This window comes from Stenotrophomonas sp. GD04024 (genome assembly GCF_029837545.1).
Taxonomy (GTDB): Bacteria; Pseudomonadota; Gammaproteobacteria; order Xanthomonadales; family Xanthomonadaceae; genus Stenotrophomonas; species Stenotrophomonas forensis.
The window spans coordinates 44,248-58,843 of record NZ_JAOEDV010000012.1 but is presented as its reverse complement, the minus strand read 5'-3'; the positions used below and the strand labels follow the sequence as shown (position 1 = coordinate 58,843).

Below are 14,596 nucleotides of genomic sequence, written 5' to 3'. Positions count from 1 at the left end.
GATGGCCGCTATGAGCGACAATACTGAAAAGAAGACGCTGCGCACGGTCGAAGGCCGTGTCGTCAGCAACAAGATGGACAAGACGGTTACCGTCCTGGTTGAGCGTCAGGTCAAGCACGCGCTGTACGGCAAGTACATCAAGCGCTCGACCAAGCTGCACGCCCACGATGCCGACAACGCCTGCAAGGAAGGCGATGTCGTCCGCGTGACCGAGATTGCTCCGATGTCCAAGACCAAGAACTGGCGCGTGGTGGAAGTCATCACGCGTGCGGCTGAATAAGGAGTCTGAATCATGATCCAGATGCAGAGCTACCTTGACGTCGCGGACAATTCGGGTGCCAAGCAGGTGATGTGCTTCAAGGTGCTGGGTGGTTCCAAGCGCCGTTACGCCGGCATCGGCGACATCATCAAGGTCACCGTGAAGGATGCGATTCCGCGCGGCAAGGTCAAGAAGGGTGAAGTGTATGACGCCGTCGTGGTGCGTACCCGCAAGGGTGTGCGTCGCGCCGATGGCTCGCTGATCCGCTTCGACGGCAACGCTGCCGTTCTGCTGAACAGCAAGCAGGAGCCGATCGGTACCCGTATCTTCGGGCCGGTGACCCGTGAACTTCGTTCGGAGAAGTTCATGAAGATCGTCTCGCTCGCTCCCGAAGTGCTGTGAGCGACAGGAGATAATCATGGCTAACCGTATCAAGAAGGGCGACCAGGTTGTCGTCAACGCTGGCAAGGACAAGGGCAAGCAGGGCGAAGTCGTCCGCGTCGACGGCGACCGTGTGGTCGTCGCCAACGTGAACATCGTCAAGCGCCACACCAAGCCGAACCCGCAGGCAGGTGTTGCCGGCGGCGTGGTCGAGCGCGAAGCTTCGATCCATATCTCCAACGTGAATGTTCTGAACCCGGCTTCGGGCAAGGGCGAACGCGTTGGCTTCAAGGTGCTGGAGGATGGACGCAAACTGCGTGTGTTCCGCTCCAGCGGTGAGGCGCTCGACGCCTGAGGAATGAGAAGATGAGTTCCCGTCTCGAAAAGTTCTACAAGGATGAAGTGGTGCCGGCGCTGATGAAGCAGTTCGGCTACACCAATCCGATGGAAGTGCCGAAGCTGGTCAAGGTCACCCTGAACATGGGTGTCGGCGAAGCGGCCACCAACAAGAAGATCCTGGAAAACGCCGTCGGCGACATGACCAAGATTTCCGGCCAGAAGCCGGTTGTCACCAAGTCGCGTGTGTCGGTTGCGTCGTTCAAGATCCGCGATGGTTGGCCGATCGGCTGCAAGACCACGCTGCGTCGCCACAAGATGTACGAGTTCCTGGATCGCCTGATCAACATCTCGCTGCCGCGCGTGCGCGACTTCCGTGGTGTTTCCGGTCGTTCCTTCGACGGCCGCGGCAACTTCAACATGGGTGTGAAGGAGCAGATCATCTTCCCGGAAATCGACTTCGACGCCGTCGACGCGATCCGCGGTATGGATATCGCCATCACCACCACTGCGAAGACCGACGCGGAAGCGAAGGCGCTGCTGGCAGCGTTCAAGTTCCCGTTCCGTAACTGATCCGTCGAGGAAACCGAAATGGCAAAGACCTCCATGGTCAACCGCGACATCAAGCGGGAAAAGCTGGCAAAGAAGTACGCTGAAAAGCGTGCGGCTCTGAAGAAGATCGTGTCCTCCGTGGACGCGACCTACGAAGAGAAGATCGACGCCGCAACCAAGCTGGCCAAGCTGCCGCGCGATTCGTCGCCGAGCCGCCAGCGCAACCGTTGCGAGCTGTCGGGTCGTCCGCGTGGCGTGTACAGCAAGTTCGGCCTCGGCCGCAACAAGCTGCGCGAAGCCACCATGCGCGGCGACGTCCCGGGTCTGCGCAAGGCCAGCTGGTAATCCCAGCCGGCCCTGCGATCAGGAGCCCCTTCGGGGGTTCCTGAACCGGGGCAAGGGAGGCGTTCAGCCTTCCCTGAGCAAAAAAACCGAAGAGCCCGGCGCAAGCCGGGCTCTTTTGGCGTATACTCCCGCGTCTTGCCCTGTGCAAACGGGGTAGCTGGGCAGGCCGCTGGCCTGCTGCAAGAGGGGACCTGGCCCGTTTCCAGGAGACAACAGATTTTCGCGAAAGCGGATATCGGTGCACTCAAAGGTACTCATATGAGCATGACTGATCCCATCGCCGACCTGCTGGTCCGCATCAAGAATGCGGCTGCGGTTGGCAAGCAGACGGTGAAAGCCCCGTCGTCCAAGATCAAGGTTGCGATCGCCCAGGTCCTGAAGGACGAGGGTTACATCACCGACCTGCGCGTGACCCAGCTGGAAAACAACAAGTCCGAGCTGGAAATCGTGCTGAAGTATTTCGAAGGCAAGCCGGTCATCGCGACCCTGAAGCGCTTCTCGCGTTCGGGCCTGCGCCAGTACCGCGGCAAGAGCGAGCTGCCGAAGGTCATGAACGGCCTGGGTATCTCCATCATTTCCACCTCCAAGGGCATCATGACTGATGCGCAGGCGCGCCAGCTGGGCGTCGGCGGCGAAGTCCTGTGCTTCGTGGCCTAAGGCGAAAGGAGTAGAACTATGTCCCGCGTAGCCAAGAAGCCCGTCACCCTGGGTAAGGTTGAACTGAACGTCCAGGCCGAATCGGTCACCGTCAAGGGCCCGAAGGGCACCCTGTCGCTGCCGAAGCCGGCTGGCATTGCCATCAACGTCGACAATGGCGTTGCCACCCTGAGCGCCGAGAGCGCTGATCTGGTCCCGCTGACCGGTACCGTCCGCGCGATCCTGGCCAACATGGTCAAGGGCGTGTCCGAAGGCTTCGAGCGCAAGCTGGAGCTGGTCGGCGTGGGTTACCGTGCTGCCATGCAGGGCAAGGATCTGAGCCTGTCGCTCGGTTTCTCGCACCCGGTCGTGTTCGTGGCGCCGGAAGGCATCACCATCACCACCCCGACCCAGACCGAGATCCTGGTGCAGGGCGCTGACAAGCAGGTCGTCGGTGAAGTCGCCGCCAAGATCCGTGCGTTCCGCAAGCCGGAGCCGTACAAGGGCAAGGGCGTGAAGTACTCCGACGAAGTCATCATCCGTAAGGAAGCCAAGAAGGCGTAAGCGCGAGTCCCTCGCAAGAGCCCGCACATCCCTGTGCGGACTCCTCAGGGAAAAGCCCAACCTTCAGCTTTCAAGGAATAATCAAAATGAACAAGAACATCGCCCGCCTGCGTCGCGCCAAGTCGACCCGCGCCCACATCCGTGAGCTCGGCGTCGCCCGCCTGTCGGTGCTGCGCACCGGCCAGCACCTGTACGCCCAGGTCTTCACCGCCGACGGTTCCAAGGTGCTGGCTGCCGCCAACACCACCCAGACCGACGTCATGGAAGGCCTGAAGAACGGCAAGAACGCCGATGCCGCTGCCAAGGTTGGCCGCATCGTCGCTGAGCGTGCCAAGGCCGCCGGCGTCGAGAAGGTTGCCTTCGATCGTTCGGGCTACCGCTACCACGGCCGCATCAAGGCCCTGGCAGAAGCCGCCCGCGAAGCCGGCCTGCAGTTCTAAGGGATAAGGGCAGGGGGCCTAGGGTCCTCTGCCCGCCTGCTCGCCAGCCTGAGTGAGGCTGGGCGACGCCGCTCTTCTGCAGCGGCTCACCGCAACAACGCAGCACTCCACAACCATAAGCGGCCCCGAGCCGTACATACCCAAACTACCAAGGAATCAAAATGGCAGAAGAGCGTCAGCAGCGGGGTCGCGATCGCGACCGTAACCGCGAAGAGAAAGTCGACGACGGCATGATCGAAAAGCTGGTCGCGGTCAACCGCGTCAGCAAGACCGTCAAGGGTGGCCGCCAGTTCACCTTCACCGCCCTGACCGTGGTCGGCGACGGCGAAGGCAAGGTCGGTTTCGGCTATGGCAAGGCCCGCGAAGTGCCGGTCGCCATCCAGAAGTCGATGGAGCAGGCCCGCAAGAACCTGGTCAGCGTTGACCTGAACAACGGCACCCTGTGGCACACCATCAAGGATGGTCACGGCGCAGCCCGCGTGTTCATGCAGCCGGCTTCTGAAGGTACCGGCGTCATCGCCGGCGGTGCCATGCGCGCCGTGCTGGAAGCGGTTGGCGTGAAGAACGTGCTGGCCAAGGCCACCGGTTCGCGCAACCCGATCAACCTGGTGCGTGCCACCGTGAAGGGCCTGACTGCAGCGCAGTCGCCGGCTCGCATTGCGGCCAAGCGCGGCAAGAAGGTGGAGGAACTCAACCATGGCTAATGAGTCCAACAAGACTGTGAAGGTGCGCCTGGTGCGCGGCCTGCGTGGTACCCAGTCGCGTCACCGCCTGTCGGTGCGTGCGCTGGGCCTGAACAAGCTCAACGATGTGCGTGAACTGAAGGACAGCCCGCAGGTTCGCGGTCTGATCAACACCGTTCACTACCTCGTCAAGGTTGAGGAGTAATCGATCATGACTCTGCGTCTCAATGAACTGAGCCCGGCACCGGGCGCCCGCACCGAGCGCACCCGCGTCGGTCGCGGTATCGGCTCGGGCCTGGGCAAGACTGCCGGCCGCGGCCACAAGGGTTCGTTCGCCCGTAAGGGTGGCGGCAAGATCAAGGCTGGCTTCGAAGGCGGCCAGACCCCCATGCAGCGTCGTCTGCCGAAGATCGGCTTCCGTTCGCCGATCGCCAAGGACACCGCTGAAGTGCTGCTGTACGCGCTGGACAAGCTGCCGGCCGGCGAGATCGACTTCGCCGCCCTGCGTGCTGCCAAGCTGGTCCCGAGCACCGCAAAGAAGGCCAAGGTCGTCGTCAAGGGCGAAGTGACCAAGGCGTTCACCCTGAAGGGTATTGCTGCCACGGCTGGTGCCAAGGCCGCGATCGAAGCTGCCGGCGGCAGCGTGACGGAGTAAGAAAATCATGGCGCAAGCTGGCATCGGTAACCTCGCGGGCGGAATGGGCAAGTTCACTGAACTTCGCCAACGTTTGCTGTTCGTCGTCGGGGCTTTGATCGTCTATCGCATCGGCTGCTACGTGCCGGTGCCGGGCGTCAATCCCGATGCCATGCTTGCCATGATGCAACAGCAGGGCGGCGGCATCGTGGACATGTTCAACATGTTCTCGGGCGGCGCCCTGCACCGTTTCAGCATCTTCGCGCTGAACGTGATGCCGTACATCTCGGCATCGATCGTGATGCAGCTGGCCGTGCACATCTTCCCCGCCCTGAAGGCGATGCAGAAGGAAGGTGAGTCCGGCCGCCGCAAGATCACCCAGTATTCGCGCATCGGCGCCGTGCTGCTGGCAGTGGTGCAGGGCGGCTCGATCGCACTGGCCCTGCAGGGCCAGGTCTCGCCGTCGGGCGCTCCGGTCGTGTACGCGCCGGGCATGGGCTTCGTGCTCACCGCCGTGGTCGCGCTGACCGCCGGCACCATGTTCCTGATGTGGGTCGGTGAGCAGGTCACCGAGCGCGGCATCGGCAACGGCGTGTCGCTGATCATCTTCGCCGGTATCGTGGCCGGCCTGCCGGGTGCGGTCATCCACACCTTCGACGCCTACCGCGACGGCAACATCCAGTTCATCCAGCTGCTGCTGATCGCCATCGTCGTGCTCGCCTTCACCTTCTTCGTGGTGTTCGTCGAGCGTGGCCAGCGCCGGATCACGGTCAACTACGCGCGCCGCCAGGGCGGTCGCAACGCGTACATGAACCAGACCTCGTTCCTGCCGCTGAAGCTCAACATGGCCGGCGTCATCCCGGCGATCTTCGCCTCGAGCCTGCTGGCCTTCCCGGCCACCCTGGCCATGTGGTCCGGCCAGGCCGCCAACCAGAGCAGCTTCGGCCAGATCCTGCAGAAGGTCGCCAACGCGCTCGGCCCGGGCGAGCCGCTGCACATGATCGTGTTCGCTGCGCTGATCACCGGTTTCGCGTTCTTCTATACCGCGCTGGTGTTCAACTCGCAGGAAACCGCCGACAACCTGAAGAAGTCGGGCGCGCTGATCCCGGGCATCCGTCCGGGCAAGGCCACCGCCGACTACATCGACGGCGTGCTGACCCGCCTGACCGCAGCCGGCTCGGCGTACCTGGTGATCGTCTGCCTGCTGCCGGAACTGATGCGCACGCAGCTGAACGCCTCGTTCTACTTCGGCGGTACTTCGCTGCTGATCGTGGTGGTGGTGGTGATGGACTTCATCGCCCAGGTGCAGGCGCACCTGATGTCGCACCAGTACGAGAGCCTGCTGAAGAAGGCCAACCTGAAGGGCGGCAACCGCGGCGGTTTTGCCCGCGGCTGATAGGCCTGTTATACTTTCGTCTTCCTGACGTGATGGTCCCTCCGCTTCGCGGACTCCGGCCACACAAACGAAGGGCGGCCCCCGCAGCGGTTCCGGGTGGGGGTGTGGTGAGGTGGTCCCGCGCTGGAGTAGCGCGGGCGGCCCCGGGGGAAACCCCAGGTCCAACCCCATCCGGCGCCGGAGCCTGGGCACACTCCCCAGGCCGGGTTCATGAAACCAATGGTTTCACGGGCTTCCATGTAAACCGGAACCTTGTTAGTATCGCTAGTTCACTTTTTTGATCCATCCTGCCGGATTGGCGTGCCCGAGGCGCGCTGTCGGCCATCACTCAGCTGGAGAACCGCGTCATGGCGCGTATTGCAGGCGTCAACCTGCCAGCCCAGAAGCACGTCTGGGTCGGGTTGCAAAGCATTTACGGCATCGGCCGTACCCGTTCGAAGAAGGTCTGCGAAGTCGCAGGCGTTGCTTCGACCACCAAGATCCGCGATCTGTCGGAGCCGGAAATCGAGCGCCTGCGCGCCGAAGTCGGCAAGTACATCGTGGAAGGCGATCTGCGCCGTGAAATCGGTATCGCGATCAAGCGCCTGATGGACCTGGGCTGCTACCGCGGCCTGCGTCACCGTCGTGGCCTCCCGCTGCGTGGCCAGCGCACCCGTACCAACGCCCGCACCCGCAAGGGTCCGCGCAAGGCGATCAAGAAGTAAGGGACTGAGAAATGGCTAAGCCCGCTGCTAAGACCAAGAAGAAGATCAAGCGCGTCGTCACCGACGGCGTTGCCCACGTCCACGCTTCGTTCAACAACACCATCGTCACCATCACCGACCGCCAGGGCAACGCTCTGTCGTGGGCGACCTCCGGTGGCGCTGGCTTCCGCGGTTCGCGCAAGTCGACCCCGTTCGCTGCCCAGGTGGCTGCTGAAAAGGCCGGTCGTGCTGCGCTGGACTACGGCGTGAAGTCGCTGGAAGTCCGCATCAAGGGCCCGGGTCCGGGCCGTGAGTCGGCCGTGCGTTCGTTGAACAACGTCGGCTACAAGATCACCAACATCATCGACGTGACGCCTATCCCGCACAACGGGTGCCGTCCGCCGAAGAAGCGTCGCGTCTAAAGGGAGCGATAAGAAATGGCTCGTTATATCGGTCCTACCTGTAAGCTCGCCCGTCGCGAAGGCGCCGACCTGTCCCTGAAGAGCCCGGCGCGTGCGCTGGACTCGAAGTGCAAGCTGGAGCAGAAGCCCGGCCAGCACGGCGCCACTGCCCGCAAGGGCAAGCTGTCCGACTACGCCACCCAGCTGCGTGAAAAGCAGAAGGTCAAGCGTATCTACGGCCTGCTGGAGCGTCAGTTCCGCAACTACTACAAGAAGGCCTCGACCAAGAAGGGCAACACCGGCGAGAACCTGCTGCAGCTGCTGGAAACCCGCCTGGACAACGTCGTCTACCGCATGGGCTTCGCCGTGACCCGTCCGGCTGCCCGTCAGCTGGTGTCGCACCGGGGCGTCACCGTGAATGGCAAGTCGGTCAACCTGGCTTCGTACCAGGTCAAGGCTGGCGACGCCATCGCTCTGTCTGAAAAGGCTGCCAAGCAGCTGCGCGTCCAGGAAGCCCTGACCGTCGCCGCCCAGCATGACCTGAGCCCGTCGTGGGTTGAAGTGGATTCCGGCAAGTTCACCGGCATCTTCAAGGCTGTTCCGGATCGTTCGGATCTGCCTGCGGACATCAACGAAGCGCTGATCGTCGAGCTGTATTCGAAGTAATTCATCATTGGAGAGCCCCCGGCGACGGCCGGGGGTTCACTAGGAGAACCCGCAACATGACGGTTACCGCCAACCAGGTTCTGCGTCCTCGCGGTCCGCAGATCGAACGCCTTACCGACACCCGTGCAAAGGTCGTTATCGAACCTTTGGAGCGGGGTTACGGGCATACGCTGGGCAATGCCCTGCGTCGCGTGCTGCTGTCGTCCATCCCGGGCTTCGCCATCACGGAAGTCGAAATCGACGGCGTGTTGCATGAGTACACCACGGTCGAAGGTCTGCAGGAGGACGTGCTCGAAGTCCTGCTGAACCTGAAGGACGTGGCCATCCGTATGCACTCCGGCGACAGCGCCACCCTGTCCCTGTCCAAGCAGGGCCCGGGCGTTGTCACCGCTGCCGACATCAAGGTCGACCACAATGTGGAGATCCTGAACGGCGACCATGTGATCTGCCACCTGACCAAGGACACGGCAGTGAACATGCGTCTGAAGATCGAACGTGGTTTCGGCTACCAGCCCGCTGCCGCGCGTCGTCGTCCGGACGAAGAAACCCGTGCCATCGGCCGCCTGGTCCTGGATGCCTCGTTCTCGCCGGTCCGCCGCGTCGCCTATGCCGTGGAAGCGGCCCGCGTCGAACAGCGTACCGACCTGGACAAGCTGGTCATCGATATTGAGACCAACGGCACCATCGACGCCGAGGAAGCCGTGCGCACCGCCGCCGACATCCTCAGCGACCAGCTGTCGGTGTTCGGCGACTTCACCCACCGCGACCGCGGTGCGGCCAAGCCGGCCAACAACGGCGTGGATCCGGTGCTGCTGCGCCCGATCGACGATCTGGAGCTGACCGTGCGTTCGGCCAACTGCCTGAAGGCTGAAAGCATCTACTACATCGGCGATCTGATCCAGAAGACCGAAGTGGAGCTGCTGAAGACCCCGAACCTGGGCAAGAAGTCGCTCACCGAGATCAAGGAAGTGCTGGCTCAGCGCGGCCTGTCCCTCGGCATGAAGCTGGAGAACTGGCCGCCGGCCGGCGTCGCCAGCCACGGCATGCTGGGCTGATATCGGTAATGCCTGGAGGCTCCACCGGCAACGGTGGAGCCTTCAACGCAACACAACATGCCACGACGAACCGCAGGTTCGCGCGGCAGGTCGTCCAGGACGGGCGGCCAGGACCATCCGCAGTCCGCGCAGCAACGCCAGGATGGCGACAACGATCCGCACAGCCTCATCATTAACCAAGGAATATCACCATGCGTCACCAGAAGTCTGGCCGTAAGTTCAGCCGTACCAGCGCCCACCGCGAAGCGATGTTCAAGAACATGGCCGCCTCGCTGTTCAAGCACGAGCTGATCAAGACCACCCTGCCGAAGGCCAAGGAACTGCGCCGCGTTGCCGAGCCGCTGATCACCCTGGCCAAGGTCGACTCCGTCGCCAACCGCCGTCTGGCCTTCGCCCGCCTGCGCGACAACGAAGCCGTGGGCAACCTGTTCACCATCCTGGGCCCGCGCTACGCGAACCGTCCGGGCGGCTACCTGCGCCTGCTGAAGTGCGGCTTCCGCGCCGGCGACAACGCACCGATGGCCTACGTCGAGCTGGTTGACCGTCCGGTCGTGGCCGAGGAAGTGGCCGAGTAATCGGACCGCTCCAACGCGACACAGCGAAAGCCCGGCCTCTGCCGGGCTTTTGCGTTTCCGGGGTTGCTGGGCGCTGCCTGCAACCCACACCGTTCCGACAGGCGTCACCTGTGGCGGTTCGAATGGCGCGCACTCTCGGTTACGCTTGGCGCCTGATCCATTCGAGCGTTGACGATGAATCCACTGCGCTGGCCCTTCCGCGCCCAGTTCTTCCTGGGCTTCCTGATCTGTGCGGGCCTGCTGGGCTACGCGATCTTCCTGCAGTTGAAGATGGGCCTGGAGCCGTGCCCGCTGTGCATCTTCCAGCGCCTGGCATTCGCCGCGCTCGGCCTGCTGTTCCTGATCGGCGCGCTGCACGGGCCGTCCAACCGACCTGGCCGCGCGACCTATGGCGTACTGGCCTTCATCGCCGCCGCGGTGGGTGTCGGCATCGCCGCGCGCCACGTCTACGTGCAGATGCTGCCGCCGGAGATGGGCGCGACCTGCGGCCCACCGCTGAGCTTCCTGCGCGAGACCATGGGGCCACTGGAAGTGTTCCGCACGGTGCTGACCGGTACCGGCAACTGCGGCAACATCGACTGGACGTTCCTGGGCCTGACCATGCCGATGTGGTCGGGCGTGTGGTTCGTGCTGCTGGCGCTGTGGGCGCTGGTGGTGTCGCTGCGCAAGGTCAAGCGCTGAAGCAAGGTAGTGCCGGCCGCTGGCGGCAACCTCATGAGCGATGGCGGGTGTCCCGTAGTTGCCGGCCAGCGGCCGGCACTACCACGGTAAGTCTTCAGAAGTCCTGCTGCAGGCTCAGGTAGGCGCCGCGGCGCGGGCCCCACTGCGGGGCGAACACGCCGACACCGCCGCCATCGCGCAGCTGGTAGCTGCGATCCAGTGCGTTGATCAGCGCCAGCTGCACATGCAGCGGATGGCCGCTGTCGGCGTTGAAGTCGTGGCCTGCACTGAGATTGACCTGCAGGTACGACGGCAGCTCGCCGCCATTGGGCACGCCCTCGATGTCCGAACGCAGGCCGCTGCCGAACACGTAGTTGGCACCGATCCGGTTGTGGCCCGCGAAGGCGTAGCTGAAGCCGCCCGACGACGTCAGCTTCTGGTCGTGATCCAGGTGGATCCAGTGGTTGGCCACGTAGGCCAGGGCTTCCGGGTCCAGGTTGTACTGCCCGGTGATGACGTCGGTACCGATGGCCTTGTTCAGGGCGGCATTGAGGTAGGCGCTGAACGGGCCGTTGCTGTAGTCGGCACTGAATTCCAGGCCGCGGATGTGGCCGCGGCGATAGTTGAACGTCGAATAGATGTAGGCGGCGCCGAACTGGCCTTCATCCTGCAGCCGCGCAACGCGGCGGTCATACGCATCCAGGCCCAGTGTGAGGTGTTCACCCAGCTGCTGCGAGACGCCGATGTCGTAGTAGTCGCTGCGTTCGGCCAGCGGAATGTTGTTGCCGCCGCTGGGCTGCTGGTTGGTGGTGCCGTCGTAGAGGGCGATGTCGCTGCTGGCGATCAGCTCGCTGGCCGGTGGCGTGAAGTAGCGCGAGTAGCCGGCGTGCACGGTGGTGCTGTCGCTGGCATTCCAGACCACGCCCACGCGCGGGCTGAGCTGGCCTTCGGTGCGCCCAAAGGCCTTGTAACGGTCACCGCGCAGGCCGTAGTTGACGGTCCAGTCGTCGCCGATCTTCCATTCGTCCTGCACGTACAGCGCCAGGGTGCTGGCGTGGAAGGCGCTGCGATCGGGAATCAGCAGCGGCGTGGTGCTGGACTGCTGGCCGGCGTCGTCGACCGGGAACACCCAGCTGTTGCTGCTGGCCCGCGCGTTCTCGTAGTTGCCGTACAGGCCGTAGCGCAGCGTGTGGTCGTTGCCCAGCGGCGTGGAAAAGTCGGCCTGCAGGGTATTGGCGCGGTTGCTGCGCTGGACCTGTGAAGCGACGCCACTGAACACCAGGTCGCCGACCACGTCCGGGTTGAATCCCACATCGCTGTAACGCTGCCCGGCCGAAAGCTGGTAAGCGGTGCTGCCCAGCGTGCCCTGCAGCACCAGCATGCCGAAGCGGGTGGTCTCGCGCTGGGTCTCATCCAGCTGGCTGGAGTCGAAGGTGGTGGTGTCGAGATAGCCGAACTGCGGTGTCTGGCCCGGATTGACCGGGATCTGGAAGCGGTTGTTGGCGAAGCCGGCGAATACGCTCAGGCGGGTGTTGTCGTTGACCAGATAGGTCAGGTCGGCGAAGGCCTTGCCCTGGTGGGTGTCGTCGTGCAGCGGCTTGCGCGAGGGGGTCGGATTTTCCAGGCCGACCTCGTTCTGGTCGTAGTTGCCGGTCAGGAACCAGCTCCAACGGCCCTGGTTGCCCCACCATGAGGCATTCGGATTGAGCTTGCCGAACGAGCCGGCAGTGAGGCCCGCGCTGCCACCAATGCCAAGTTCGGCGCCATTGCGCGTAGTGATGTCGACCACCGCAGCGGTGCGCTCGCCGAACTGCGCCGGCAAAGCGCCATCCATCAGGCGGATGCTCTTGATGGTGCGTGCATCCAGGGTCTGGCCAAAGCCGGAGATCGATTCGGGCAGCAGCACGCCGTTGATGCGGTACTGCAGGTTGGCGTGGTCGCCGCGCACATGCACGCCGCCGTACGAATCCTGGACCACGCCCGGCGCCTGCAACAGCACCTGGCTGAGTGGCGCAGACGCACCCAGCGGCTGCTTCTGGATGTCCTCGGCCGTGATCTGGTACTGGCTGCTGCCGATATCCGGCGACAGCATGTTGCGGGCCTGGTCGAGCTGGGCGTGGACGGTCACAGCGTCCAGGTCCTTGACCGGCGCGGAGGTGTCGTCGGCAGCTGCGGCGAAGGCGGGCAGGCTGGCCAGAGCCAGGGCGAGGGTGATGCCGGTAGCGAGCAGGGAGGGCTTCATGGCGATGGGCTGTGGAAGGGGCCGGTCGGGGAATGTGGAGTGTTACTTCGTAACAGTGCGTGGCGAATCATGCGCCTGCCGGGACGGCCATGGCCATGCGGTTTGTGGCCGATCGCGATGCCCTTTCCCCGGCGTTCAGCCATGTGCAGACCACGCCCGGCCCTTTGCGACAGCGGTTGGCTCTGCGACCATGAACGTCCCCCACCTCCGGAAGTCTGCAATGAGCCTGTCCGCCGTTTCGCCTGTCCCCGATCCTGCCGCGACCGCCGCTGGCGCTGCCTGGTCGCCGGAGAGCTGGCGTGGCAAGACCGCGCTGCAGATGCCGACCTACCCGGACCCGGTCGCGCTGGATGCGGCCCTGCATGAGCTGAAGCGGCTGCCGCCGCTGGTCACCTCGTGGGAGATCCTGGCGTTGAAGCAGCAGCTGGCCGAGGCGCAGGAGGGCAAGCGCTTCCTGTTGCAGGGCGGCGACTGCGCCGAGAATTTCAGCGACTGCGAATCGGGCACCATTTCCAACCGGTTGAAGGTGCTGCTGCAGATGAGCCTGGTGCTGGTACATGGCCTGCGCCAGCCGGTGATCCGCGTCGGCCGCTTCGCCGGCCAGTACGCCAAGCCGCGTTCGGCCGACACCGAAACCCGCGATGGCGTGACCCTGCCCAGCTACCGTGGCGACGTGATCAATGCGCCGGCGTTCACCGAAGCGGCGCGCCTGCCGGACCCGAAGCGGATGTTGCAGGCCCACGCGCATTCGGCGATGACGATGAACTTCGTGCGGGCGCTGATTGACGGTGGTTTCGCCGACCTGCATCACCCCGAGTACTGGAACCTGGAGTGGGTAAGCCACTCGCCGCTGGCCGCCGAGTACCAGAAGATGGTGGCCTCGATCGGCGATGCGGTGCACTTCATGGAGACCCTGGCCGGGGCCCGCGTGCACAACCTCAATCGCATTGATTTCTACACCTCGCACGAAGCGCTGCTGCTGCCCTACGAACAGGCGCTGACGCGCCAGGTGCCGCGTCAGCAGGGCTGGTTGAACCTGAGCACGCATTACCCGTGGATCGGCATGCGCACCGCTGCGCTCGATGGCGCGCACGTGGAGTACCTGCGTGGCGTGCGCAACCCGATCGCGATCAAGGTCGGCCCGTCGGTGACGCCGGACCAGTTGCTGCGCCTGATCGATGTGCTCAACCCGCATGATGAACCCGGCCGCTTGAGCTTCATCCACCGCATGGGTGCGGCGCAGATTGCCGGAAAGCTGCCGCCGCTGCTGGACGCGGTCAAGCGTGAGGGTCGCCGTGTGCTGTGGGTATGCGATGCGATGCATGGCAATACCGAGAGCACTGCCAATGGTTTCAAGACGCGTCGTTTCGACAATGTGCGCGGCGAGGTTGAGATGTCGTTCGACCTGCATGCGGCCGCGGGCACGCGCCTGGGCGGCGTGCACCTGGAGCTGACCGGCGAGGATGTGACCGAGTGCACCGGTGGCGCGCGCGAGTTGACCGAGCGCGATCTGGAGCGTGCGTATCGTTCGACGGTGGACCCGCGGTTGAACTACGAGCAGTCGCTGGAGATCGCGATGGCGATCGTGCGCAAGCAGGAGCAGGTGCGGTAAGGGTTTTTCGGCAGGGCTTGCAGCCCTGCACCTGCTGCAATCAACGGCAACGTCAAAAGCTGCAGCGGCATTCCGTGGGATGGCGGGGCGGTGTGGATGGTCAGGACACGCCGTAAACCCATCCATGGGGGCTCGATGGCGCCATCCATGGCGCCAACGGTCCTGCCCACCCACACCGCCCCGCCTCTGACAGATCCCTGCGATCTGTCGGTGGGTGCCGACCGTTGGTCGGCACATCTGTCAGATAGCGATACACACAAATGGGGTCAGATCTGTTCCAGCAGATCGCGGGAAACTGTCGAAGGCGGGGTGGGTCCGGTTGCGGGAGTGTCCGCGGCATGGATGCCGCGGACACTCCCGCAACCGGACCCTTCCCGCCATCCCTCGGAATGCACGTTTTTGCTGTTGCTGTTGAGGTTGCCGGCCAGCGGCCGGCACTACCGCAGGTGCAGGGCTGCAAGCCCTGCCGATCAACA

Annotated in this window: 20 protein-coding genes; 19 read left to right on the top strand and 1 reads right to left on the bottom strand. The window is 64.1% G+C overall.

The window, feature by feature from the left end; all coding sequences use genetic code 11:
• Nucleotides 1-10: 10 nt before the first annotated feature.
• The 18 genes from rpsQ to N7590_RS06065 all read left to right on the top strand — a co-directional run bounded on the left by rpsQ (nt 11) and on the right by N7590_RS06065 (nt 10,287).
• Nucleotides 11-280 carry a 30S ribosomal protein S17 gene (rpsQ, locus tag N7590_RS06150; protein WP_004154489.1) on the top strand — a complete coding sequence of 90 codons (270 nt, stop codon included), beginning with the start codon at nt 11-13 and terminating at the stop codon, nt 278-280.
• Between the two features lie 12 nt (nt 281-292).
• Nucleotides 293-661 (top strand): 50S ribosomal protein L14, encoded by a 369-nt coding sequence (gene rplN / locus N7590_RS06145; protein WP_004145357.1) that lies wholly within the window; start codon nt 293-295, stop codon nt 659-661.
• Nucleotides 662-677: 16 nt separating this feature from the next.
• Nucleotides 678-995 (top strand): 50S ribosomal protein L24, encoded by a 318-nt coding sequence (rplX, locus tag N7590_RS06140; protein WP_004154490.1) that lies wholly within the window; start codon nt 678-680, stop codon nt 993-995.
• 11 nt (nt 996-1,006) lie between these two features.
• The gene (gene rplE / locus N7590_RS06135) at nt 1,007-1,549 is read left to right on the top strand and encodes a 50S ribosomal protein L5 (RefSeq protein ID WP_004154491.1); all 543 of its coding nucleotides are present in this window, start codon (nt 1,007-1,009) and stop codon (nt 1,547-1,549) included.
• Nucleotides 1,550-1,567: 18 nt separating this feature from the next.
• The gene (rpsN, locus tag N7590_RS06130) at nt 1,568-1,873 is read left to right on the top strand and encodes a 30S ribosomal protein S14 (protein WP_005408209.1); all 306 of its coding nucleotides are present in this window, start codon (nt 1,568-1,570) and stop codon (nt 1,871-1,873) included.
• A 258-nt stretch (nt 1,874-2,131) separates the two neighbouring features.
• The gene (gene rpsH / locus N7590_RS06125) at nt 2,132-2,530 is read left to right on the top strand and encodes a 30S ribosomal protein S8 (protein WP_005408210.1); all 399 of its coding nucleotides are present in this window, start codon (nt 2,132-2,134) and stop codon (nt 2,528-2,530) included.
• Nucleotides 2,531-2,548: 18 nt separating this feature from the next.
• The gene (rplF, locus tag N7590_RS06120) at nt 2,549-3,073 is read left to right on the top strand and encodes a 50S ribosomal protein L6 (RefSeq protein ID WP_164241636.1); all 525 of its coding nucleotides are present in this window, start codon (nt 2,549-2,551) and stop codon (nt 3,071-3,073) included.
• An 80-nt stretch (nt 3,074-3,153) separates the two neighbouring features.
• Nucleotides 3,154-3,513, top strand: a complete 360-nt coding sequence (rplR, locus tag N7590_RS06115; protein WP_024957318.1) for a 50S ribosomal protein L18 — start codon at nt 3,154-3,156, stop codon at nt 3,511-3,513.
• A 161-nt stretch (nt 3,514-3,674) separates the two neighbouring features.
• On the top strand, nt 3,675-4,217 hold the full coding sequence (rpsE, locus tag N7590_RS06110) for a 30S ribosomal protein S5 (RefSeq protein ID WP_053448882.1): 543 nt from the start codon (nt 3,675-3,677) through the stop codon (nt 4,215-4,217).
• Nucleotides 4,210-4,401, top strand: coding sequence for a 50S ribosomal protein L30 (rpmD, locus tag N7590_RS06105; protein WP_004154497.1), 192 nt, complete (start codon nt 4,210-4,212; stop codon nt 4,399-4,401). The genes rpsE and rpmD overlap by 8 nt, the downstream gene beginning before the upstream one ends.
• Nucleotides 4,402-4,407: 6 nt before the next feature.
• Nucleotides 4,408-4,851 (top strand): 50S ribosomal protein L15, encoded by a 444-nt coding sequence (rplO, locus tag N7590_RS06100; protein WP_004154498.1) that lies wholly within the window; start codon nt 4,408-4,410, stop codon nt 4,849-4,851.
• A 7-nt stretch (nt 4,852-4,858) separates the two neighbouring features.
• Nucleotides 4,859-6,226: a preprotein translocase subunit SecY gene (gene secY, locus N7590_RS06095; RefSeq protein ID WP_004154499.1), complete on the top strand. Its 1,368-nt coding sequence runs from the start codon at nt 4,859-4,861 to the stop codon at nt 6,224-6,226.
• Nucleotides 6,227-6,573: 347 nt separating this feature from the next.
• Nucleotides 6,574-6,930: a 30S ribosomal protein S13 gene (gene rpsM / locus N7590_RS06090; protein WP_004154500.1), complete on the top strand. Its 357-nt coding sequence runs from the start codon at nt 6,574-6,576 to the stop codon at nt 6,928-6,930.
• Nucleotides 6,931-6,941: 11 nt separating this feature from the next.
• Nucleotides 6,942-7,331, top strand: a complete 390-nt coding sequence (gene rpsK, locus N7590_RS06085; protein ID WP_004145443.1) for a 30S ribosomal protein S11 — start codon at nt 6,942-6,944, stop codon at nt 7,329-7,331.
• A gap of 15 nt (nt 7,332-7,346) precedes the next feature.
• Complete coding sequence (rpsD, locus tag N7590_RS06080) at nt 7,347-7,976, top strand: 30S ribosomal protein S4 (RefSeq protein WP_004145446.1); 630 nt, start codon at nt 7,347-7,349, stop codon at nt 7,974-7,976.
• Nucleotides 7,977-8,032: 56 nt separating this feature from the next.
• The gene (gene rpoA / locus N7590_RS06075) at nt 8,033-9,031 is read left to right on the top strand and encodes a DNA-directed RNA polymerase subunit alpha (RefSeq protein WP_004145453.1); all 999 of its coding nucleotides are present in this window, start codon (nt 8,033-8,035) and stop codon (nt 9,029-9,031) included.
• Nucleotides 9,032-9,222: 191 nt separating this feature from the next.
• Nucleotides 9,223-9,606 (top strand): 50S ribosomal protein L17, encoded by a 384-nt coding sequence (gene rplQ / locus N7590_RS06070; RefSeq protein ID WP_005408217.1) that lies wholly within the window; start codon nt 9,223-9,225, stop codon nt 9,604-9,606.
• A gap of 174 nt (nt 9,607-9,780) precedes the next feature.
• Nucleotides 9,781-10,287, top strand: coding sequence for a disulfide bond formation protein B (locus N7590_RS06065; RefSeq protein WP_005415421.1), 507 nt, complete (start codon nt 9,781-9,783; stop codon nt 10,285-10,287).
• Nucleotides 10,288-10,381: 94 nt separating this feature from the next.
• Here N7590_RS06065 and N7590_RS06060 read toward each other — a convergent pair whose 3' ends face one another.
• Nucleotides 10,382-12,508: a TonB-dependent receptor gene (locus N7590_RS06060; protein ID WP_164241637.1), complete on the bottom strand. Its 2,127-nt coding sequence runs from the start codon at nt 12,506-12,508 to the stop codon at nt 10,382-10,384.
• Nucleotides 12,509-12,728: 220 nt separating this feature from the next.
• On the opposite strand from N7590_RS06060, the gene N7590_RS06055 reads away from it, so the two are divergent.
• A complete protein-coding gene (locus tag N7590_RS06055; protein ID WP_279935242.1) occupies nt 12,729-14,120 on the top strand; it encodes a 3-deoxy-7-phosphoheptulonate synthase class II in 1,392 nt (463 codons plus the stop codon).
• Nucleotides 14,121-14,596: the final 476 nt, after the last annotated feature.